General features: G+C 63.4%; 23 protein-coding genes. 7 read left to right on the top strand and 16 right to left on the bottom strand.

What is annotated here, in order from left to right; genetic code table 11:
- Positions 1-5: 5 nt before the first annotated feature.
- The 12 genes from flgH to NKK51_RS17140 form a co-directional block, all read right to left on the bottom strand.
- Complete coding sequence (gene flgH, locus NKK51_RS17085) at positions 6-713, bottom strand: flagellar basal body L-ring protein FlgH (RefSeq protein WP_127290408.1); 708 nt, start codon at positions 711-713, stop codon at positions 6-8.
- Positions 710-1,294 (bottom strand): MotE family protein, encoded by a 585-nt coding sequence (locus NKK51_RS17090; RefSeq protein WP_502902470.1) that lies wholly within the window; start codon positions 1,292-1,294, stop codon positions 710-712. Before NKK51_RS17090 ends, flgH begins: the two co-directional genes overlap by 4 nt.
- 9 nt (positions 1,295-1,303) lie before the next feature.
- Positions 1,304-2,545 carry a flagellar basal body P-ring protein FlgI gene (locus NKK51_RS17095; protein WP_023810004.1) on the bottom strand — a complete coding sequence of 414 codons (1,242 nt, stop codon included), beginning with the start codon at positions 2,543-2,545 and terminating at the stop codon, positions 1,304-1,306.
- Complete coding sequence (flgA, locus tag NKK51_RS17100; protein WP_352554036.1) at positions 2,542-3,069, bottom strand: flagellar basal body P-ring formation chaperone FlgA; 528 nt, start codon at positions 3,067-3,069, stop codon at positions 2,542-2,544. The genes NKK51_RS17095 and flgA overlap by 4 nt, the downstream gene beginning before the upstream one ends.
- 3 nt (positions 3,070-3,072) lie before the next feature.
- Positions 3,073-3,861, bottom strand: a complete 789-nt coding sequence (flgG, locus tag NKK51_RS17105) for a flagellar basal-body rod protein FlgG (protein ID WP_013529795.1) — start codon at positions 3,859-3,861, stop codon at positions 3,073-3,075.
- 11 nt (positions 3,862-3,872) lie between these two features.
- Complete coding sequence (gene fliE / locus NKK51_RS17110) at positions 3,873-4,199, bottom strand: flagellar hook-basal body complex protein FliE (RefSeq protein WP_023810002.1); 327 nt, start codon at positions 4,197-4,199, stop codon at positions 3,873-3,875.
- On the bottom strand, positions 4,199-4,615 hold the full coding sequence (flgC, locus tag NKK51_RS17115) for a flagellar basal body rod protein FlgC (protein ID WP_013529797.1): 417 nt from the start codon (positions 4,613-4,615) through the stop codon (positions 4,199-4,201). The genes fliE and flgC overlap by 1 nt, the downstream gene beginning before the upstream one ends.
- 2 nt (positions 4,616-4,617) lie before the next feature.
- Positions 4,618-4,998 carry a flagellar basal body rod protein FlgB gene (gene flgB, locus NKK51_RS17120; protein ID WP_127257833.1) on the bottom strand — a complete coding sequence of 127 codons (381 nt, stop codon included), beginning with the start codon at positions 4,996-4,998 and terminating at the stop codon, positions 4,618-4,620.
- Between the two features lie 80 nt (positions 4,999-5,078).
- A complete protein-coding gene (locus NKK51_RS17125) occupies positions 5,079-5,918 on the bottom strand; it encodes a hypothetical protein (protein WP_352554037.1) in 840 nt (279 codons plus the stop codon).
- Positions 5,905-7,323, bottom strand: coding sequence for a flagellar protein export ATPase FliI (gene fliI, locus NKK51_RS17130; RefSeq protein WP_352554038.1), 1,419 nt, complete (start codon positions 7,321-7,323; stop codon positions 5,905-5,907). The genes NKK51_RS17125 and fliI overlap by 14 nt, the downstream gene beginning before the upstream one ends.
- A 3-nt stretch (positions 7,324-7,326) precedes the next feature.
- Complete coding sequence (gene flgF / locus NKK51_RS17135; RefSeq protein WP_127411254.1) at positions 7,327-8,049, bottom strand: flagellar basal-body rod protein FlgF; 723 nt, start codon at positions 8,047-8,049, stop codon at positions 7,327-7,329.
- Between the two features lie 7 nt (positions 8,050-8,056).
- Positions 8,057-9,178 (bottom strand): DUF1217 domain-containing protein, encoded by a 1,122-nt coding sequence (locus NKK51_RS17140; protein ID WP_352554039.1) that lies wholly within the window; start codon positions 9,176-9,178, stop codon positions 8,057-8,059.
- A gap of 146 nt (positions 9,179-9,324) precedes the next feature.
- Here NKK51_RS17140 and motA point away from each other — a divergent pair, with 146 nt between their 5' ends.
- From motA to NKK51_RS17170, 6 genes are read left to right on the top strand one after another with little or no spacing between them, the layout of a single operon-like run.
- Complete coding sequence (gene motA, locus NKK51_RS17145; protein WP_027038260.1) at positions 9,325-10,200, top strand: flagellar motor stator protein MotA; 876 nt, start codon at positions 9,325-9,327, stop codon at positions 10,198-10,200.
- Between the two features lie 32 nt (positions 10,201-10,232).
- Entirely contained in the window at positions 10,233-11,180 is a 948-nt protein-coding gene (locus tag NKK51_RS17150) for a FliM/FliN family flagellar motor switch protein (protein WP_027038261.1), read from the top strand.
- A gap of 16 nt (positions 11,181-11,196) precedes the next feature.
- Positions 11,197-11,583, top strand: coding sequence for a flagellar motor switch protein FliN (gene fliN / locus NKK51_RS17155; RefSeq protein ID WP_023809994.1), 387 nt, complete (start codon positions 11,197-11,199; stop codon positions 11,581-11,583).
- A 43-nt stretch (positions 11,584-11,626) separates the two neighbouring features.
- The gene (locus NKK51_RS17160) at positions 11,627-12,637 is read left to right on the top strand and encodes a flagellar motor switch protein FliG (RefSeq protein WP_027038262.1); all 1,011 of its coding nucleotides are present in this window, start codon (positions 11,627-11,629) and stop codon (positions 12,635-12,637) included.
- 9 nt (positions 12,638-12,646) lie between these two features.
- Positions 12,647-13,729: a flagellar biosynthesis protein FlhB gene (gene flhB, locus NKK51_RS17165; protein WP_127396602.1), complete on the top strand. Its 1,083-nt coding sequence runs from the start codon at positions 12,647-12,649 to the stop codon at positions 13,727-13,729.
- Positions 13,726-14,163 (top strand): BspJ family T4SS effector nucleomodulin, encoded by a 438-nt coding sequence (locus tag NKK51_RS17170; protein WP_127268991.1) that lies wholly within the window; start codon positions 13,726-13,728, stop codon positions 14,161-14,163. Before flhB ends, NKK51_RS17170 begins: the two co-directional genes overlap by 4 nt.
- A gap of 35 nt (positions 14,164-14,198) precedes the next feature.
- On the opposite strand, the gene NKK51_RS17175 is transcribed toward NKK51_RS17170, so the two are convergent.
- From NKK51_RS17175 to NKK51_RS17190, 4 genes are all read right to left on the bottom strand, one after another.
- Positions 14,199-14,969: a helix-turn-helix transcriptional regulator gene (locus tag NKK51_RS17175; RefSeq protein ID WP_128304927.1), complete on the bottom strand. Its 771-nt coding sequence runs from the start codon at positions 14,967-14,969 to the stop codon at positions 14,199-14,201.
- A complete protein-coding gene (locus NKK51_RS17180) occupies positions 14,966-15,676 on the bottom strand; it encodes a helix-turn-helix transcriptional regulator (RefSeq protein WP_352554040.1) in 711 nt (236 codons plus the stop codon). Before NKK51_RS17180 ends, NKK51_RS17175 begins: the two co-directional genes overlap by 4 nt.
- Before the next feature lie 552 nt (positions 15,677-16,228).
- Positions 16,229-17,260 (bottom strand): histone deacetylase family protein, encoded by a 1,032-nt coding sequence (locus NKK51_RS17185; RefSeq protein ID WP_352554041.1) that lies wholly within the window; start codon positions 17,258-17,260, stop codon positions 16,229-16,231.
- A gap of 26 nt (positions 17,261-17,286) precedes the next feature.
- A complete protein-coding gene (locus NKK51_RS17190; protein WP_352554042.1) occupies positions 17,287-17,979 on the bottom strand; it encodes a TetR/AcrR family transcriptional regulator in 693 nt (230 codons plus the stop codon).
- Between the two features lie 224 nt (positions 17,980-18,203).
- Here NKK51_RS17190 and NKK51_RS17195 point away from each other — a divergent pair, with 224 nt between their 5' ends.
- Entirely contained in the window at positions 18,204-19,883 is a 1,680-nt protein-coding gene (locus tag NKK51_RS17195; RefSeq protein WP_352554043.1) for an amidohydrolase, read from the top strand.
- Positions 19,884-20,014 lie beyond the last annotated feature (131 nt).

The raw sequence follows: 20,014 nt of genomic DNA on the forward strand, positions 1-20,014 counted from the left end.
CAACCCTAGAACGGAAGAACCTGGTCGAGAATCTGCTGGCCGTAGGCAGGCTGCTGGACCTCGGTGATGCGACCGCGTCCGCCGTAGGAGATGCGGGCCTCGGCGATACGTTCGTAGGGGATGGTGTTTTCGGCGCCGATATCGGCCGGCCGCACGATGCCGGCGAGCGTCAGCACCCTGAGCTCGGCGTTGACGCGCACTTCCTGCGATCCGGTGATCATCAGATTGCCGTTGGGCAGCACATCGGTGACGATCGCCGCGACATTGAGCTCAAGCGTCTCCGAGCGCTTGATCTCGCCGTCGGCGGTCGTGTCCGTGGTGGAGCTGAGAGCCCCAGCGCCCTTGCCGGCGGTGCTCCACTTGTCCCACTGCGCGCTGAGGTCGTAACCGAGCTTGCGATTGGCGGTGCGGCTCCTGTCGTTCTGGTTCTTGAAGTTGGCCCGATCGTTGATCTTGATCTTGACCGTCAGGATGTCGCCCTGGGACAGCGCCCGCGGGTCGGTGAACAGCCGGCTCTGGCGGTCGTCCCACAACGAGAATTTCTTGACCGGCGCGGGCGGCGTTTGCGGATAGCGATAGAGGGAGCCGGTGCTGCCGCCATCGATGCCGGAGCCGACAGGGGACAGAGCCGGCTCCCGGCCGACCTCCTTGAGGTTGGTTCCGCAACCCGACAGCACGGTGACCGCGCACAGGACAAGCATTTTCCGGATCATGACGGATCTACCCTTCGGGCTGCGCTGGCCATAATGCCGGTGAGCGTCGCCGCCGCCTTCTGGTCCATTTCGTTGAGGATGACGCTCGCCTTGCGTGTGTCGAGCTTCATCAATATGGCCGCAGCCAGATCGGCGTTGACGATGGCCAGCCGCTCGGCGGCGGCGTCGGGTTTCATGCCGGCGTAGATCTGGACGACGCCGTCCTCGGCCCGGGCCAGGAAAACCTCGCGCCGCTTCAGCCAGGTCTCGTACTCGGCTTTCTTTGCATCGAGAGCTTTCATGCGCTCGTCAATGCCGGCCTGGAGCTGCTTCAGTTCCTCCGCCTGCAGGACATAGCGGCGGTCGCGGGCGGCGTCGGCGATGTTTGAGCAGAAGCGCTCGATCTCGCTTTGGTCCGGCGCCTTTTCCCGTGTCAATTGCCGCGGCGGCGCTGCCACCGGTGCTCCCGGCAGAACCTGGCGGACCGTCTCCTCGCCGCGTGCGGTGTCGCCGGCAAAGGGCAGCGCCGCGAGAATAGCGGTCGCAAGCAGGATCGCGGCTTTGCGGTGTCTGCCGTCATGGCGTGGGAAGGAGCGTGTCATCGGCATCGCCTATTGCAGAACCAGGTCGGCCTGCAGGGCCCCGGCCGACTTGATGCCCTGCAAAATGGCGATGATGCCGTCCGGCTTGACCCCGAGGCGGTTGAGGCCGGAAACGAGGGTTTGGAGATCGGGTCCGTCAAGCACGGCAACGCGGGCGTCGGGCCGGCTGGCGTCGATGGCGGTGAACGGTTCGATGGCGGTCTCGCCCTTGGAGAAGGGCTCGGGCTGGACGACGCGCGGCGCTTCGGTGATGCGCACGGTGAGCGTGCCGTGGCTGATGGCGACCCGTGAGATCTTGACGTCATTGCCGATGACGATGGTGCCGGTGCGCTCGTCGATGACGACACGGGCCGGCGTGTCGGATTCGACCACCAAATTCTCGATTTCGGCATAGAAGCGCGCCGCCGAGACACCCTTCGGCCTTCTGATCTGAACGGTGCGCGAATCGCGCTCTGCCGCCACCCGCATGCCGAAGCGCTGGCCGGTATAATCGTTGATGGCGTCCGCGATGCGGATAGCGGTCGAGAAATCGGGATTGCGCAGTTGCAGCGTCAGGATCGCCTGATCGTCGAACTCGGCCTGGACAGCACGCTCGACGATGGCGCCGTTCGGCACGCGGCCGGAGGTCGGCACGCCTTGCGTCAGTTGCTCGGCCTGTCCCTGGGCGGTAAAGCCGGACACGATGACCGAGCCCTGGCCGACGGCATAGATCTCGCCGTCCGCTGCCTTCAGCGGCGTCATGATCAGCGTGCCGCCGGAAAGCGAGGTCGCGTCGCCCATCGAGGAGACGTCGATGTCGATGCGGGCGCCCGACTGCACGTATGGCGGCATGTTGGCGGTGACGATGACGGCGGCGACATTCTTGGCGCGCGCGCTGCCGCCCTCGGTGGCGATGCCGAGGTTTTCGAGCATCGCGCGGATCGACTGTTCGGTGAATGGCGAGTTTCGCAGGCTGTCGCCCGATCCGGCAAGGCCGATCACCAGGCCGTAGCCGACGAGCTGATTGTCGCGCGAACTCTGCAACTGGGCGATGTCCTTGATGCGCGAGGCGACCTGGCCGGGCGGCAGCGAACTCGGCCCGGTCGACACCCGGAACATGCGGCTGGTGGTGGCCGGATCATATTCGGGATCGTTGTAGACGCCGCCATTCTTGGCGGCGAGCTCACGCTTGGCCTTCGGCGTCAAGCCGTCGGCCAGCGCCGGCTGCAGGCCAAGCACGGCTGCCAGTATCAGGGTAAGCCCGCGCATCATGAAGCGCTGACCTGGATGGTTCCATCCGCCATCACCGTGCCGGACAGGACTTTGCCGCTGTCGATGTTGCGAACCTTGACGAGGTCGCCCGCGGCTCCCGGCTGCAGCGTCACGGCGGTGGCCGAGATCGTCAGCCCGCCGGCGATGAAGAAGATCTGCACGGAAGCACCCTGTTCGACCAGCCAGGCCTCGCGGATGGCGGTGGAGGGAATGTAGCGGCCGGGCAGCAACGTGCGCTTGGCGACCTTGCCATCCAGTTCCTCGACCCGTGTGGCGACCGCCTCCGGCTTGTGCTTGCCGACGATAAGGGTGACCTGTTTGAGGGCAGCCAGATTGATGGTCTCGCCGGGATAGATAACCCGGCTCGGAATAAGCACCACCTCGCCGACAGCTTGATTGCTGGCGATCCGGGTGGCCGACTGGTTGGCCGATTCCTGGGCAAAAGCCGGCATCGTGCCGGTCACCAGCGCAAGGACGAGCGCGGTGCGGCGGAATGCGGACAGGCGGCCGGGCGTCGACATCATGCGTTACCTGATGTTCTTGGAGACCACGGAGGCCATGTCGTCGGCGGCCTGGATGACCTTGGAGTTCATCTCATAGGCGCGCTGCGCCGAGATCAGCTCGGTGATTTCCTTGACCGGGTCGACGTTGGAGGCTTCGAGATAGCCCTGCTGGATGGTGGCGAAGCCTGGATCGCCAGGCACGCCGACATTGGCCGGCCCCGAAGCCGTGGTTTCCTGGAACAGATTGTCGCCGAGCGGCGCCAGGCCGGCCTCGTTGGCGAAATTGGCGATCTGAAGCTGACCGAGGTTCTGCAGGTCGGTCTGGCCGTCGATGCGGGCGAAGACCTGGCCGGTCTTGTTGACGATGACCTCGACGGCATCCACGGGGACGTTGATTGCCGGAATGACGGCAGCGCCGTCGACCGTCACCAGCTGGCCGGTGGCGTTGGTGTTGAGAGCGCCGGCGCGGCTGTAGAGCGTGCCGCCGTCGGCACCCTCGATCTGAAACCAGCCCCTGCCGGTCAGCGCCAGGTCGAAACTGTTGCCGGTGCTGGTCAGTTCGCCCTGTGTGTGCACGTTGCGCACGGCCGTCGTCTTGACGCCGAGGCCGATCGAGACGCCCTCCGGCACCAGCGAGGCGTTGGAGCGGTTGGGCACGCCTTGCGTGCGGTCGACCTGATAGAGCAGGTCGGAGAATTCGGCACGGGCGCGCTTGTAGCCGGTGGTGTTGATGTTGGCGATGTTGTTGGCGATGACTTCCAGATTTGTCTGCTGGGCATTCATGCCGGTGGCGGCGATGGCAAGTGCTTTCATGGCGGAATTCCTCAGATGCCCATTCGACTGACTTCGAGATACGCGGAAACCACCTTGTCGCGGATGGCGACGGCGGTCTGAAGCGCCTGCTGCGCGCTCATCACGGCGTCGACCACCTGACGGGTGTCGGCGTCGCCCTTGAGCGCCTGCATCGATACCTGCTCGGCATTCTGCATCGTGTCGACGGTCTTGGAGGCTGCCTGGCTCAGCGCCTCGGCAAAGGAGGTGCCGACATTGCCGCCGGCCGAGGGTGTCGCGCCGCCCTGGAGCAGGCTTGTCGCCGTGTCATCGCCGCCGATCGACGGCTTGAACTGAAGGGCTCCGATACCGCTGATCATTACTGGTTCCTCATCAGGTCGATGGTCATGGAAATCAGGTCACGGGCCTGCTTGACGACTTGAAGGTTGGCCTCGTAGGAGCGGTTGGCCTCGGTCATGTCGGCCATTTCGATCAGCACGTTGACGTTGGGCATCTTGACGTAGCCCTTCTCGTCGGCTGCCTCGTTGCCGGGCTGGAACTCGACTGGAAAGTCACTGGGATCTCGATCGATCGAGTTCACTGCAACAGTTGAACTGCCGGAGGCCCGGTCAAGCTCGGAGACGAAGCTGATGGTCTTGCGGCGATAAGGATCGGAGCCGGGCGCGGTGCCGGTCGACTGGGCGTTGGCGAGATTTTCGGAAACCACGCGCAGGCGCTCCGACTGGGCGCCGAGGCCGGATGCTGCGACTTTGAGGGCTGCGGTCAGTGCGTCCATGGTCAGCTCTTCACCGCCATCATCATCATCGTATGAAAAGCCTTGACGATCGCCGTGTTGAGTTCGAAGGAGCGGCGCACCTCGCCGGCTTTCAGCAACTGGTCTTCCAGCACGACGGAGTTCTTGGACGGCATGACGACGCCGTCATCCTCCTGCGGCTTGATGGTGAAGCCGGCATTGGTCGCTGCATTGCCGAGATGGCCGGCCTGGGTGGCCTGCAGCGATACGGCGGCGCGGTCGAGCACCTTTTCGAATGGCTCGACGTCGTTTGCCGTATAACCCGGCGTGTTGGCATTGGCGATGTTGCCGGCGACTGCCGACTGGCGCACGGCCAGCCATTGCGCTTGCTTGGCGGCGAGGTCGAAAAGGGAAACGGGCTCCATGGGAATCTCCGAGCAGGTACCCAGAGACTAGGCCGCCAGTCTTGCGCGGGCCTTGCGGATGGCCGGAAGCCGGAGATCGTTTATCTGGAGAGTTCGATTACCCGGTCGGCACTGGTGACCATGACCCATTTGCCGTTGCGCTGCTCGATGGAGGACACTTGGCTGGAGTCAGGCAGTATCGAGCCGCGCTGGACGATCCAGAGGCCAGCGTCGTCCTGGATCATGGCACGGCCGTTGGCGACATGAACCATGCGGAATTTCGCCGCGTCGGCCGGAAACGGTTGCTCGTCGGGTGCGGCTGCGGGATTGGCATCATCCCGCACCGTCCCCGTGGCAAGAAGATCGAGATTGGCCGCGGGAATATCCTTTGCCGTCAGCGGCGCGCTGCGTTGCGCGACCACGCCGCCGCCCGCTCGCCCGGAATTAGAGCCGGTGCCGCCGAACTTCATCGCCTGGACGCCAAACTGGTCCTGGTTGAAGAAGATGTACCAGGGGAACAGGGCGCAGATCAGGCCGAGCGTGATGCCGAGCGCGGCTATGACGAAATCGCTGCGTCGGTCGGACGTCTTCTTCAGCCGGGGAAACGGTGCCTTTGGTGGCTGCGGCCATTCGGTGCGCGGGAACAGCCCGTCGATCAGCGAGTCGCGGCTGGCCTGCGTCATCTCGGCAGCCACCGCCTGGGGAGCCCGGGGCAGAGCGGGTTCGACGGGCCTGGCCAGATCAGGATCGGCTTTGCCAGCCCGTGGCAGGATTGGCTTGACGGCTCTGGCCAGAACGGCCTCGGCTTTGGCTGCGATGGCACGGGCAGCCTTTGCCTTGGCAGTTCTCGTTTCGTCAGCCTCGGCTTGCTCCACGGCGTTGGCCTCGGCGATCATGTCGCGCAGGATGCGCTCGGTATATTCGCGTTCAGTCTCCGGCATCGGCGTTCAGCTTGCTCTTGAGGTGGCGGGCGAGATCGGAGAACGGGTCGGTCGACGGGCGATCCTTTGGCGCTTGCGTCAGCGCTTCATAGATCAGCGGCACCTGGCGCACGGCGATGTCGAGTTCGGCATCGACTCCGCCCTGATAGGCCCCGAGCAACCGGATATCGCGCGTGTCCTCGAAGCGCGAGATCATCGACTTCAGCCTTGTGACCAGCGCGCGCTGTTCGACGCTCCAGGCCTTTCCGGCCAACCGCGATATGGACGACAGCGGGTTGACGGGGGGATAGCGACCCTGTTCGGCGATCGTGCGGTCGAGCACGACATGGCCGTCGAGGATGCCGCGCACGGAATCGGCGACCGGGTCGTTGTGGTCGTCACCGTCGACCAGCACGGAAATGATGGCGGTGATCGATCCCCTACCTTCAATTCCGGGGCCTTCCGTACCCGGCCCGGCGCGTTCGAGCAGCTTCGGCAGTTCGGTGAACACCGAGGCCGGGTAGCCGCGGGCGACCGGCGGCTCGCCGGTACCCGTCGCCACCTCACGCAAGGCGTGAGCGAAGCGGGTGATCGAATCCAGCACCAGCAAAACGCGATGCCCCTGGTCGCGAAAATGCTCGGCGACGCGCATGGCGGTGTCCGGCGCACGCCGGCGCATCATGGCGCTTTCGTCGCTGGTGGCGACGACGGCGACGGTCTTGGCCATGCTCTCGCCGATCGTGTCCTCGAGGAATTCACGGACTTCTCGGCCGCGTTCGCCGATGAGCGCCACCACGACGGTATCGAATGCGTCGGCGCCGGCGAGCATGGCAAGCAGCGTCGACTTGCCGACGCCGGAGCCGGCAAAGATGCCGAGGCGCTGGCCGAAGCAGAGCGGCGTGAAGATGTCGATGACCTTGACGCCGGTCATGAAGGCCGTGCCGACGCGTTGCCGCGCCATGGCGCCCGGCGTCGTCTGGGCGCCTCGCGATGTGTCATCTCCCCGGGCGAGCGGCGGGCCGCCATCGATCGCCCTGGTGAGTGCGTCGATGGTGCGGCCGCGCCACGAGGCATGCGGCGCCACCACGAGCGGACCGCGGCGGAACACGGCATCACCGATGCCGGAATCGGCGCTGCGTTCGAAGGGCGCGACGACGGCCTCGTCACGGCCGATCTTGACGATCTCGCCGCGGCGCGCACCGGCATGGCCGGGCTGCTCGACGATGTCGCCCAGCCTGGCGAAGCCGGAAAGGCCGTGCACCTTGTAGTGCGTGGGCGTGACTTCGATGACGCGGCCGCCGCGCTTGAGCAGCGCCTCGGCGTCGGCGAAACGCCGCCAGACCCGTTCCAGCGCGGCAAGCCGGTCTTCCGGTGCCGGCTGGAGTTGTCTTTCGGGTGCGCGCAGGGATGGCTGGTCGAGCGACATGGATTATTTCGAGCCGAGCGTCTTGATCGCCTCGTCTGTGGACGAGTCGGTCTGCCGCATCAGGGCGGCCGTGTTCTCGAAGGCGCGCTGGACCATGATCAGTCTGGTGATCTCCAGCACCGGATTGACATTGGACTCTTCGAGAAAACCCTGGGCAACGCCGATATCCGAGCGATCGGTAACAGGCTCCGGGGTGCGTGCCGGAACGATGCCGGAATTGCCGTAGCGGACGAAGTTCGGGCCCGGATCGAAATTGTAGAGACCGATCGAGCCGACAAGTTGATCGTTCTGGCGCAACGAACCATCGGCCCCGGCCTTGGGCGGACCGTTGCGGGGGTCAAGCTGGATCGGCGAGCCGCCCGCATCGAGCACCGGGTGGCCCTCGAGCGACATCAGCTCGCCGTTCTCGTTCATCGAAAAGCGTCCGTCGCGGGTCATGACGGTGCCGACCGGCGTCTCTATGGCGAACCAGGCATCGCCCTGGACGGCGAAATCGAAGGGATTGCCGGTCTCGCTCAAGGCACCGTGGGCGCCGGAAAGGTAGGTCTTGCCCGGAGAGGCGAAGGATACCGATTTCTGCCCGGTGCCGGAGACGACGTCCTCGAACTTCACGCCGGTGGCGCGAAAGCCGATCGTCGAGGCGTTGGCGACGTTGTCGGCGATGGTGTCGAGGCGCCGCTCGAGCGCGATCTGCGACGAAAGGGCGACGTACAGGCTGTCCCGCATGATGGTCTCAGAATCTCAGTTTCTGCATGGCCATCATCAGGTCGGTGGAGATGCCGACTGTGAGTGGCTGCGCAAACAGCACGCTGACCGAGGTGACGGCCGATGAAGTCGGGTGGTTGATCTCGTACATGCTGGTGAAGCGCGTCAGGAACTTGCCGAGTTTCTCGGGGTCGGAGAAATCCGAGATATCGAGTTTTTGCTCGAACAGCTGCGCCTGCTTGTCGACATCGGCGGTGGCGAAGGAATCGGGCAGGCCGAGCACGGTGCGCACGACACTGGCAAGCGCGGTGTCGGCCAGCACGTCATACCAGCTGATGATGGTTGGGGCCTTGCGATCGAAATAAAGCGCCAGCCGCACGCCCTGGTTGGTCTGACCGGCATTCTCTTCGAGGGTCTGGCGCATGTATTTGTCGACGGTCGGCTGCTGCGCCGGATTGATGGTGGTGGTGTTTTCGCCATAGGCTTCGAAGTTGAAGGCGGAGGCAAGCGCGGCATAGGTCTTGTCCGTCATCTTGTTGGCGACGCTGTCGGGGTCGCGGACGCCGCCCTGCAGAACCCGCTTGATGAGATCCTTGTCCTCCGTCGCCGAGTCGAGACCGAATGACGCCAGCGCGTATGTGTAGAGCCGGTTGTTCGACATCAGATCGTCGATCGACTTCACCTTGGTGATGTTGGCAAGATAGTATGTCGTCTCGCCCTTCACATAGGCCGAATCCGGATCGAGGCCGGCGATTTTCGCCTGCGTGGCGTAGTTCTTGGTCACCATCTGCTGCGTCTTGTTGTAGATGGTCGCATCGGCGCCGTTGGCGGCGAAGTTGAAGGCGCTGACGAATTCGGCGTAGCGCTTGTCGGTCAGCTTGTTGGCGAAGCTGTCGGGATCGGAGACGCCTTCCTTGAGTGCCTTGACCATGAACGCCTTGGCATAGTCCATGTCCTCCAGCCCGTAGGCTTTCATGGCATATTTGAACAAACGGTCGTTTTTGACGAAATCGTCGATCGATTTCACCTTGGTGATGTTGGCGAGATAATATTTGGTGTCGCGATCAACCACGGGCTGCTGCTCGATCCTGTCGATCGATTTTGAAATGTCCTTGGTGATGAGCTGGTAGCTGGTAAAGGTATTGAGCAAAGACGTGCCTCCGGCCGAAGCTATGCCGGCACAATACCCCTACTTCCTTGCGCGAAACTGAATCGCTTCCACGCCCTCGATTCAAGCCTCACACAAGGCACGGGGACTATCCCTAGCTCCTGATGTGAAATGCGGAAGGACCTGTCGTGGGCATTCTGATTGGACTGGTGGTAACGCTCGGCTGCGTCCTTGGCGGCTTCATGGCCATGGGCGGCCATCTTCACGTGCTTATCCAGCCGTGGGAGGCCGTGATCATCTGTGGTGCGGCTTTTGGCACCTTCCTCGTTGCCAATCCGATGAAGACGGTCAAGGACACCGGCAAGGGCATTCTCGAAGCCTTCAAGCAGGCAGTGCCGAAGGAACAGGACTATCTCGAAACGCTCGGCGTGCTGCACTCTCTGATGCGCGAGTTGCGCTCGAAATCCCGCAGCGAAGTCGAGGCGCATATCGACAATCCGGAAGAGTCGGCGATTTTCCAGGCGTTCCCAACCGTGCTGCATAACCACGACCTGACGCATTTCATCTGCGACTACTGCCGTATCATCATCATCGGCAATGCCCGCTCGCACGAGATCGAGGCGCTGATGGACGAAGAAATCCAGACCATCAGGTCCGACAAGATGAAGGCCTATCATGCGCTGGTGGCGGTGGGCGATGGCTTGCCGGCGCTCGGCATCGTCGCCGCCGTGCTGGGCGTGGTCAAGGCGATGGGCGCGCTCGACCAGTCGCCGGAAATCCTCGGCGGTTTGATTGGTGCCGCACTTGTCGGAACGTTCCTCGGCATCTTCCTGTCCTATTCGGTGGTCGGGCCGGTCGCCACCAAGATCAAGACAGTGCGCGAGAAGAAGAACCGCCTCTATATCATCGTCAAACAGACGCTGTTGGCCTACATGAACGGCGCGCTGCCGCAGGTGGCGATCGAGTTTGGCCGCAAGACCATCTCGTCCTATGAACGGCCGACGATCGACGCTGTCGAGCAGAGCACGATGAATACCGGCACCGTCGAAAAGAAGGCCGCCTGAACGATGCGCGACAGATCGGTCCCAGCACTGTCATGACCAGTCCGGGCAGCCCAGCGGAAGCGCGCTCGCTGATCATCGAGCGTCTGGTCGGCGACAGCGGCGAAGCCGCCCAGGTCATCGACGCTGGCCGAGCCATGGCCGAACGCGCGGTACCGCTGTTGCAGAAAAGCCTGACCAGCGAGCTTGGCGTTCCGGTCGTCGTCGATCTCAAAGCGATCGAGGTCAGCCGTGTTCCCGAGGCGCGTTCGCGTGCCGGCGACACGTTTGCCATGACCGTGATCGGCTCGTCCGCCTCCTCCGATGCGATGACCCTGGTGATCGATGCTCCGGCGATCGCTATCATGGTCTGCACGCTGTTCGGCGGCGATCCGGATCTGCCAGTCTCGCCGATCGAACGCGATCTGTCGCAGATCGAAATCGATGTCTCGACCATGGTGTTCCAGCAGGTCGCGCAGGCCCTCAACGGTTCGGGAAAGCGCTCGCTCGACCTGCGCCTGCCCGCGCCGCGAGCAATGTCCGGCACCGAGGCGAAGCGGTATGTGCTGCGCGATGGCGCGGCAATCCGCATCGTGCTTGGCATCTCGACGCCGGCCGACAGTGGCACCGTCACGGTGACGATGCCGCAGCGCGTCGTGCTGGCCAGCCGCGACGGAGCCGTGCCTGTCAGCGACGACGATCACGGCCCCAGCTGGCGCGCCCGCTTTTCGGAAGAGGTGATGCGCTCCACCGTGGCGCTCGAGGCCACGATGCCGCTGGCGCGGCTGACGCTCGGCGACCTCGCCGGTTTCGAAATCGGCGACGTCATCGAATTCGAGGAAACGGCCCAAACCCAGGCGCGTCTCAGCGCACGGGGCAAGACGCTGTTCGTATGCGAGTTCGGCAAACTGGGACAGAATTACACCGTCCGGATCAGGCATCCTTACGACGCCGGGCAGGACTTTATCGACGGGCTGATGCCGGCTGCCGCCGGACGCGCCTGAGCATTTGGAGACGATCATGGCCAAAACCAAGGCGGAAGCCGACCTCGACCAGCCGGACGAGCAGCTCGACCGTGCCATCGAAGAGTTGCGCGGTGTCCTGCATGAAGAGGAGCAACGCCCCGATGCGGCGTTCAGGGCGGCCTCATCAGCCAATTCGAGCGTGATCATGAACATTCCCGTTGATGTCCAGATCATCCTCGGCAGCACCGAGATGCCGGTCTCCGATCTGATGGCGCTGCAAAAAGGGTCGACCGTGGCGCTCAATCGCCGCATCGGGGAACCTGTCGACGTCGTGGTCAACGGCCGCAAGATCGCGCGCGGCGAGATCACCGTGCTGGAAAGCGATCCGTCGCGTTTCGGCATCAGGCTGACCGAAATCATCGCCGGCACGAAGGGCGCCTAGACATGGTTTGCTGGGCTTGCCGGTGGCAGCGGAGGCGAGTGGCATGACGACGCCGGTGACCTTGACCCGCGCGCAGAAGGCGGCCGCCATATTGGTGGCGATGGGCAAGCCGTCGGCCAGCCGCCTGCTGAAATTCTTCAAGCAAGAAGAACTGAAGGCGCTGATCGAGGGCGCCCGCCTGCTGCGGACGATTCCGCAAAGCGATCTCGAACGTATCGTCGCCGAGTTCGAGGCCGAGTTCACCGAAGGGGCGGGATTGCTCGATTCCGCCGACAGGATGGACACCATCCTCAACGAATCGCTCTCGCCCGAAGAGATGAGCGCGATCATGGGCGACAAGAAATTCGAGGTCGCACCGGAAGGTCCGCCGCCGATCTGGCCCGAGCTCGAAAAGCTCGAACCGGCGCGGCTTGGCGCCTTCCTGGCCGGTGAGCATCCGCAGACGGCGGCCATGGTGTTGTCGAAGCTGGCGCCGCAGGTGGCGGCCAACGTGCTGCTGACACTGACCAAACCGATGCGTGGAGAAATCATCAAGCGCATGGTGACGATGGCCAATGTTCCCGACGCTGCCGCCAGGATCGTCGAAAACCGGCTTCGCACCAGCGTGCTGGCGGAAACCTCGACCAAGGACACCTCGGCCGGGCAAGCGCGTGTCGCCAGCGTTCTCAACGAACTCGACAAGCCGCTGCTCGAGGAGGTCATGCAGGATCTGGAAGCCGCCGGCACGCCTGATCTCGACGGTGTGAGGGCGCGGCTGTTTGCTTTCGACGACTTGCCGCTGCTCACCCAGAAAGCGCGGGTGCTGCTGTTCGACGGGCTCTCGACCGAGCTGGTCACACTGGCCCTGCGCGGCACTTCGGCCGCACTCGCGGAATCGGTGCTGTCGGCCATCGGCGCCCGCTCGCGGCGCATGATCGAAGCCGAACTCGGACAGGGCTCGGACGGGGTCCCTCTCGCCGACATCACGGCGGCCCGCAAGACGATCGTTACGACGACGATCCGGCTGTCGCGCGAAGGCGCCTTCGAACTACCCTCGACCCAAGACGCCGCCTAAGACCGCGCCATGGCTGACGCGGTCGACAAGGATTCGAAAACCGAAGAGGCGACGGAAAAGAAGATCCGCGACACCATCGAACAGGGCAAACTGCCCCATTCGCGGGAGACAGCGCTCCTTGCCTCGTTCGTTGCCATACTGGTGTTCACCGTCTTCTACGCCAAGGATGCGATCATCGATCTCGGCATGTTCCTGTCGATGTTCCTGGAGAAGCCGGAAGCCTGGCCGATGGACACCGAGACCGACGTCATCGCGCTCTACAAGATCGTCCTCCTCGAGGTTGGCCGCGCCGTCCTGAGCCTGATGGTGCTGCTGACCGTCGCCGGCGTCGGCGCCTCGGTGTTCCAGAACATGCCGCAATTCGTAGGCGAGCGGGTCCGGCCGCAACTCTCGCGCATTTCGATCGCCAAGGGGTGGAACAGGCTGTTCGGCATCCAGGGTTGGGTCGAGTTCCTGAAGTCACTCGGCAAGGTCGGGTTTGCCATCGTCGTGCTGAGCTTCACGCTGTCGGAAGACCACCGAAAGCTGCTCGCCGGGATGATCACCAATCCGGTCGCCTTCGGTCTCGTCATCCGCGGCATCGCCGTCGACATCCTGGTGGCGATCGTCTTCGTCATGGGGCTGATCGCGGCAATCGACATCGTCTGGTCGCGCTTCCACTGGAAGCAGGATCTGCGCATGAGCAAGCAGGAGGTCAAGGACGAGTTCAAACAGTCCGAGGGCGACCCGATCGTCAAGTCGCGGCTGCGCTCGCTGGCGCGCGACCGGGCGCGCAAGCGGATGATGACGGCGGTGCCGCGCGCGACGCTGATCATCGCCAACCCAACGCACTTCTCGATCGCGCTGAAATATGTGCGCGACGAGGACTCGGCACCCATGGTGCTGGCCAAGGGCCAGGATCTGGTGGCGCTGAAAATCCGAGAGATCGCGCGGGAACACAACATCCCGGTCTTCGAGGACGTGGCGCTCGCCCGCTCCATGTACAAGCAAGTTTCGGTCGATAGTGTGATCCCATCACAATTCTACCAGGCCGTCGCCGAACTGGTGCGGATCGTCTACTCGAAAAAGGCTGAGCGCAGACAGATTTCATGAACCGGCAACCGCACGCAAAATCCCGCGAGATCATCGTCGCCAGCGCCATCGAGCAGGTGGTGGGGGAACTCAGGCTGATCGATGTCGCCGACTACATCGCCTTTATCCGGCTGGAGCATTTCGCGTGCCTGTCGGACCTGGTCGATTCAGCGGTTGAGTTGTTCTTCATGCCGGGCACTCTACGGCTCGGCCATGGTGGTGAGGCGCATGTCGACTGGAGCGGCAGCCCGCGCATCGTGCTCGATCTGGAACTGAGGCCGCCCGGCGTCACCGTCTATTTCCAGCTGACGCTGAGCGAGCTCGGCGCATCGGTGGCGGTCAACTACGTGTCGTTCGAGAAGCCGGGCGAAGACCCGGAGCACAATACGGCGCTGCTCGAGGCGGTGATCGAACAGGCGCGTATCCGCAAGGTCGAGCCGCTCGCCTATCGCTGACCGTCGGTCGCCTTTCGAAGCGCTGTCGAATTCCCCTATTCGATCAAGCCCAGCCGCAGCGCCTTGGCAACGGCCTGGTTGCGATTGACGGCGTTGAGCTTCTGGGTCGACTGGGTCAGATACTGGTTGGCGGTGTGCACCGACAGTTTCAGGAGCCGCGCGATCTCCTCGCTGGTGTTGCCGTTGGCGGTCAGCTTCAGGCATTCGAGTTCGCGCTTGGAGATTGCGCGCATGCGGCCGGTATCGCCCGGACGGATGCGGGCGACGGCGGCGAACAGCGAAAAGCAGCGGGCGTGTATTTCGTAGAGCGCATCCTGCTGCATGGTCATCTCCGAGCCGAGGAACACGACAAGGCCGCATTGGCCGCGGTCGGCGTGAACGGGAAAAGCGATGCCGCTGGTTCCGGGCACCAGCGCCGCCATCTGCTCGGTCCAGGTGAGATCGCCAAACAGCTCCGCCATGGCAGGGACGCCGTCATCCGTCCACCAGCGCGGTTCGGTCGAGATGCGGGTGTGGCGCACGATCTCCTCGCCGTTGGCGCCTGAGATGAACTTGGTCGCCACGGCAATGCCGGGATAGTCGGAATCAAAGCATGGGACTAGCCGCGCCCGCTCGGGCGAGGGGCTTACGAAGAAGAGGCCGAAAGCCGAGGCATTCATGTCAACGGCGATCCAGCGGCAGCGGCGCACGGCATCGGGAATGGTGACCGCGTGATGGGTTTCGGAGCCAAGGGTGAAGGCTCCGAACGGGTTGCGCTGCTCGTTGAAAAGGGCTTCGGCCGTTTCCTTGATATCGGCGTGTTTCAAATGATGCCGCTCCTGATCGCCGTGGCGATGGCCATCGCGCGGTTGCTGGCCGCGAATTTCTGGATGGCGTGGGTGATGTAGCTGTTGACGGTGTTGGAGGAGACGCCAAGGATGACGGCGACCTCGTCGGTGGTCTTGCCTTCGGAAACCCATAACAGGCATTCGCGCTCGCGATCCGACAACGGATCCTGCATGGCGGCGGCGGCAATCAGTTGCGGGATGTGCGAGAGCGCGTAGCAGCATTTCAGCTGCGCCCGCATCAGCGCCGGCTGGTCGATGCTGCCGGCGGTCGCCGCAGAGAACAGGGCGAACAGGCGCTGGCGACCGACATTGAGGCGCAGCGAATAGATTTCCGCATGGCCGAGCACGTCGAGAAGGCGGGCTTCCTCGCCGGTGATCAATCCGTCTGTTTCTGGTGCCCGGGATGCCACCAGCGGCTGTGGACGGATACCTGGCGCGACGGTGAGCGCGCCCTGCGCGAGCCCGGCGATCAGCCGCTTGCCGATCAACTCGATGGCATCGAAAATCCAGTTGGAGGAGACGATGCGCGCGTCGTTGCGGTCCTGGTCGTGGACGATGGCGACCAACATGTAGCTGTCGGCGCCGATCTCGGCGGTCAGTTGCATGAAAAAACTGGTGAGATCGCCGCGCGACGTCAGGCGCGAGCCCAATGTGTCGGATTGAAGAAGTGCGGCGGGACTGCTCATTCTTGTTGCTTTTGGCCGGAATCGTTTCTGCTGTCCGGATGCTGGAAGCCAGCCGCCGAACCCGAATACGCATTACTTTGACGAAGACACACGCGTGGCGCAGGGCTGCGCCGAACCAAATCCCGAATCCATTCAGGGAACGCGAAGCCGTCCGCGTCTGGTGCCGGAAAAACTCCGGAACAAGAGACTTTGGGTGGTCGCCGCGCCCCCCGAGGACCGGCTGATTCGGGTCTAATCTACCCGCAGTTGAATCTGACATCAAACGCGATTTGACAAAATCGAATCCGGTGGACTCAGGTGCGACTCAGAGCTCGGTTTTCGCGCCTTGGACAGAAGACCGGGACGCGAAAGTCTTCGCCGGCCATCTCGGCGGCTGGTCGATTTCGCCAGGCTGGGGAGCATTGAACAGATGGGCGCGCCGGTTGCTGTGCCGAAGGCTGGTGCCTTGGCCCGATAGTGGGAACCGGGCGATGTTGCCGCCCCGGTCCCGGTGGTCTTTTGCTATGCCTGTCGTTGTCTCCAAATCGCTAGATGCTCCTGAACGACAGGCATTTACCGATCCTCGAACCCGCTCAGCACGCCGACCGCGTTGATGCCGATCTCCTCGACGGCATAGCCGCCTTCCATGACGAACAGCGTCGGCAGGCCGAGCCTGGCGATGCGGCGGCCGATCTTGGGATAATCAGATGTCTTCAGCTTGAACTGGCTGATCGGGTCCTTCTCGAACGTATCGACACCCAGCGAGACGATGACGACATCCGATGCATAAGCGGTGAGCCTGGCGCAGGCATCCTCGAGCGAGGCGTTCCATGCATCCCAGTCGGTGCCGAAGGGCATCGGATAGTTGATGTTGAAGCCTTCGCCGGCACCCGCGCCGCGTTCGTCGGCATGGCCGAGGAAGAACGGGTACTCGACCATCGGATCGCCATGCAGATTGAGCACCTGCACGTCGGCACGGTCGTAGAATATCTCCTGCGTGCCGTTGCCGTGGTGATAGTCGACATCGAGGATCGAGATGCGTTTGGCGCCCTGGTCGCGAAACCATTGCGCGGCGACGGCGGCGTTGTTGATGTAGCAATAGCCGCCCATGAAGCCAGCCCCGGCATGGTGGCCGGGCGGACGGCAGAGCGCGAAGGCGGAAGCCTCGCCATCCTTGACCAGGCCGGCGGCGGTCAGCGCCACGTCGTAGGAAGACTTGATCGCCGCCCAGGTACCTTCGACGAAGGTGGCGCCGGCATCGAAGGAATAATAGCCCAGCAGCGCGTCGACGCGCTTTGGCGGCACGTCGCCGCGCAGGCCGCGTGTCGGCCAGGTGAAGGGCATCGCCGTGCCCGTGAGGCCTGCTTCCAGCCATTGCGGCCAGACCGTCGGAAGAAAGTCGATATAGTCTGATTTGTGGATGCGCTTGGCGGCGGCGAGGTCATGTTCGTGCGGCGCGATGATGGGACCCAGTTTCTCGCTTTCGACCCGTGCCTTGATGAATTCGGCCCTCGATGGCTTTTCGAAGCCCGGCACGATGGCCGATGTGACCAGTTCCATTTGGCCGGCATGGCCGGCGTGCAGGGGGGAGAAAACAGTCTTCATAAATTCCTCTCGAAGTGTGAAATCAGTCAAGATTCAAGATTGAGATAAGGGCTCACCAGAGCGAGCCACATGGTTTCCACATCGTCCTCGATGAGGTCGAACGTCCTGCGATCCTTTTTCAGCCCCACAAGCCGGCAAACGTGTCCGACCTCCATCATCAGCACACCGAGCCGGCTGGCGATCTTGTCTTCAAGTGCCGGGTTCACATGCTGCAGCCATGCGGCGTAGAGGGCGATGATCTGGTCGTCATATTCGTTCTGGATCGGCCTGAGGTCGGCGTTGCCTGAAATGGCCTCGATCACCGGCATCAGGGTGGCGTTTTCCAGGTAGAGCCTGGACGTGTCGGTGAAGAGCCTGCGCACTTCGCGCCGAAACTCTTCACGGTTGGTGGGCGGGGCGACCTTGATACGCCTGGCGATCACCTCGGGAAAGGATGACAGCCAGCGCCGGGCGAGGTCCAGAAGAATGGCTTCCTTGTTGGGAAAGTATTGGTAGATCGAACCAACCGACAAGCCTGCGCGCTGCGCAATGGCGAGCGTCGTCGGCGTCTTGGTTCCTTGCTCCCGCGTCAAGACCAGCGCTGCGTCGAGAATCCGGTCGACCACCTTGCTGGAGCGTTGTTGCCGCGGCTGTTTGCGCGGTTCGAGCGCTATCCTTGTTTTGCGATCGAGACTGCGCTTCACGGCTTGATGTCCTCGTTCCCCGCCCGGTCTCAACATGGTGGGAGCTTGCTGTCCACAATACATTCCAGATTCGGTATGTTGACAAACGCGAATAATCAGTCGCATTCTTATCCACGCTGCCTCTTGGGATGACAAGGGGAATTTCCAAGACAGCGCGCTGGCATTCTTTTTCGTCCCATGGCGCCACTCCGGTGGAGCGGCAGGTCGTTGGACGTGAGAGGTTGTCGGTCCCAGTCAGTCGTCAAAAGCGCGGAGTCGCGATGTCTGTCACAGGTGCGGGTCACAATGCGGATCTGATCGTCATCAACGGTCGTGTACGGACCATGGACGACGACAATCCCGCCGCCGAAGCCGTCGCCGTCAAGGACGGCGCCATCATCGCCATCGGCAGCCGCGCCTCCATCGAAGAGTTCAAGGGACCGACCACCAAGGTGATCGACGCCAAGGGCGGTTCGGTGGTCCCGGGGTTCATCGAAGCCCATATGCATTTGTTTTCGGGCGGGGCTGAACTTGCCCACCTTCAACTCACCGGTATTCATGGCTTCGAGGCGCTGCAGAAGGCGATCCGCGACTATGCGCCGACCCGGCCCGACGCGAAGATGCTGGTCGGCCAAGGCGTCGACTACACCGTGCTCGGCAGCGAGCGCGTGACGCGCCATCACCTCGACGCCATTTTGCCCGATCGCCCGTTCTGCATGGCGGCGCCCGACCATCACACCATGTGGGCCAACACCAAGGCGCTGGAAATGGCCGGCATCCTGCAGGGGTGCACGCTCGGCCCTGGCAATGAGATCGTCATGGGTGACGATGGACTGGCCGCCGGCGAATTGCGCGAAGGCGAGGCCTTTGGTCCGGTGCTCGATCTTGCCGGCGAAGGCCGGGTTCGGCTGGGGCTGTCGACCGGCGGCGAGCCGGACCCGATGCCGACGGCGGCGGAGCGGGACGCCGACCGCGACATCATGCGGCGCGGGCTCGCCTGGTGCGCCCGCCACGGCATCACCTCGATCCAGAACATGGACGGCAATCTCTATCAGCTTGAGCTGCTGGCCGAGATCGACGCCGAGGAAGGCTTGCCCTGCCGCGTCAAGATCCCGTTCCACTACAAGAATTTCATGACGCTCGACATGCTCGACAAGGCATCCGATATGGCCGAACGCTACAACAGCGAATGGCTGTCGTCGGGCATGGTCAAGGTGTTCTACGACGGCGTTCTCGATTCCTGGACAGCTGTAATGGTCGAGCCCTATGCCGACCGCCCGGACTGGGTGGGCGAGCCGCTGTTCACGCCGCAACAATTCATCGATCTGGCCGTCGCGGTCGACAGACGCGGGTTGCAGATCGCCGTGCACTCGATCGGCGACGGCGCGGTGCGCGCGGTGCTCGACGGTTATGAGGCGGCGCAGAAGGCGAACGGCAAGCGCGACAGCCGTCACCGCGTCGAGCACATCGAGGTCACCACCACCGCTGATGTGCCGCGTTTCGCCGAACTCGGCGTCATTGCCTCCATGCAACCGCCGCATCCGCCCGGCGCCATGGATTTTCCGTTGGAGCCGACAGTGTCTCGCATCGGGCCGGCGCGCTGGCCGCTGAGCTATGCCTGGCGGACCTTGAAGGATGCCGGCGCGCATGTCGTCTTCGCATCCGATTGGCCGGTGTCGCCGATCGATCCGATCCTGGGCATTCAGGCGGCAGTGTTGCGCAAACCGTGGGCAGAAAGCGACCCGGACCAGAGTTTCTCACTGCATGAAGCGATCGCCGGTTACACGATCGAGGGCGCCTACGCCGAATTCGCCGAGCACCGCAAGGGCACGCTGAAATCAGGCTACATGGCCGATCTGGTGGTTTTGTCGATGGATATCGAGAACACCGCCCCGGCCGACCTGCACAAGGTGCGGCCGGTGACGACGATTTGCGGCGGCAAGGTCACCTATCAGGCCTGACTATGGCATGGGGCTTGCAGGCCTCAATGACTGATTGAACTGTGACCCAATGCCGGGCTTGCCAACCCACCGGCCATGTGGTCACATCGAACAGGGGAAGAGCTCCGCCAGCAAGAGCGGGGTCAACAGTG

The sequence above is a fragment of the Mesorhizobium sp. M0011 genome, assembly GCF_040324155.1.
In the GTDB taxonomy this organism is placed as follows: Bacteria; Pseudomonadota; Alphaproteobacteria; order Rhizobiales; family Rhizobiaceae; genus Mesorhizobium.

Excerpts from the sequence above, each read along its gene's own strand:
- NKK51_RS17195 (WP_352554043.1), top strand. The coding sequence starts at position 18,204 with ATGTCTGTCACAGGTGCGGGTCACAATGCGGATCTGATCGTCATCAAC.
- NKK51_RS17170 (WP_127268991.1), top strand. The coding sequence starts at position 13,726 with ATGAACCGGCAACCGCACGCAAAATCCCGCGAGATCATCGTCGCCAGC.
- flgG (WP_013529795.1), bottom strand. The coding sequence starts at position 3,861 with ATGAAAGCACTTGCCATCGCCGCCACCGGCATGAATGCCCAGCAGACA.
- NKK51_RS17150 (WP_027038261.1), top strand. The coding sequence starts at position 10,233 with ATGACCAGTCCGGGCAGCCCAGCGGAAGCGCGCTCGCTGATCATCGAG.
- NKK51_RS17125 (WP_352554037.1), bottom strand. The coding sequence starts at position 5,918 with ATGCCGGAGACTGAACGCGAATATACCGAGCGCATCCTGCGCGACATG.
- NKK51_RS17090 (WP_502902470.1), bottom strand. The coding sequence starts at position 1,294 with ATGACACGCTCCTTCCCACGCCATGACGGCAGACACCGCAAAGCCGCG.
- NKK51_RS17160 (WP_027038262.1), top strand. The coding sequence starts at position 11,627 with ATGACGACGCCGGTGACCTTGACCCGCGCGCAGAAGGCGGCCGCCATA.
- flgF (WP_127411254.1), bottom strand. The coding sequence starts at position 8,049 with ATGCGGGACAGCCTGTACGTCGCCCTTTCGTCGCAGATCGCGCTCGAG.
- fliI (WP_352554038.1), bottom strand. The coding sequence starts at position 7,323 with ATGTCGCTCGACCAGCCATCCCTGCGCGCACCCGAAAGACAACTCCAG.
- flgB (WP_127257833.1), bottom strand. The coding sequence starts at position 4,998 with ATGGAGCCCGTTTCCCTTTTCGACCTCGCCGCCAAGCAAGCGCAATGG.
- fliE (WP_023810002.1), bottom strand. The coding sequence starts at position 4,199 with ATGATCAGCGGTATCGGAGCCCTTCAGTTCAAGCCGTCGATCGGCGGC.
- flhB (WP_127396602.1), top strand. The coding sequence starts at position 12,647 with ATGGCTGACGCGGTCGACAAGGATTCGAAAACCGAAGAGGCGACGGAA.
- fliN (WP_023809994.1), top strand. The coding sequence starts at position 11,197 with ATGGCCAAAACCAAGGCGGAAGCCGACCTCGACCAGCCGGACGAGCAG.
- flgC (WP_013529797.1), bottom strand. The coding sequence starts at position 4,615 with ATGGACGCACTGACCGCAGCCCTCAAAGTCGCAGCATCCGGCCTCGGC.
- flgH (WP_127290408.1), bottom strand. The coding sequence starts at position 713 with ATGATCCGGAAAATGCTTGTCCTGTGCGCGGTCACCGTGCTGTCGGGT.
- NKK51_RS17180 (WP_352554040.1), bottom strand. The coding sequence starts at position 15,676 with ATGAGCAGTCCCGCCGCACTTCTTCAATCCGACACATTGGGCTCGCGC.
- NKK51_RS17185 (WP_352554041.1), bottom strand. The coding sequence starts at position 17,260 with ATGAAGACTGTTTTCTCCCCCCTGCACGCCGGCCATGCCGGCCAAATG.
- NKK51_RS17095 (WP_023810004.1), bottom strand. The coding sequence starts at position 2,545 with ATGATGCGCGGGCTTACCCTGATACTGGCAGCCGTGCTTGGCCTGCAG.
- flgA (WP_352554036.1), bottom strand. The coding sequence starts at position 3,069 with ATGATGTCGACGCCCGGCCGCCTGTCCGCATTCCGCCGCACCGCGCTC.
- NKK51_RS17190 (WP_352554042.1), bottom strand. The coding sequence starts at position 17,979 with ATGTTGAGACCGGGCGGGGAACGAGGACATCAAGCCGTGAAGCGCAGT.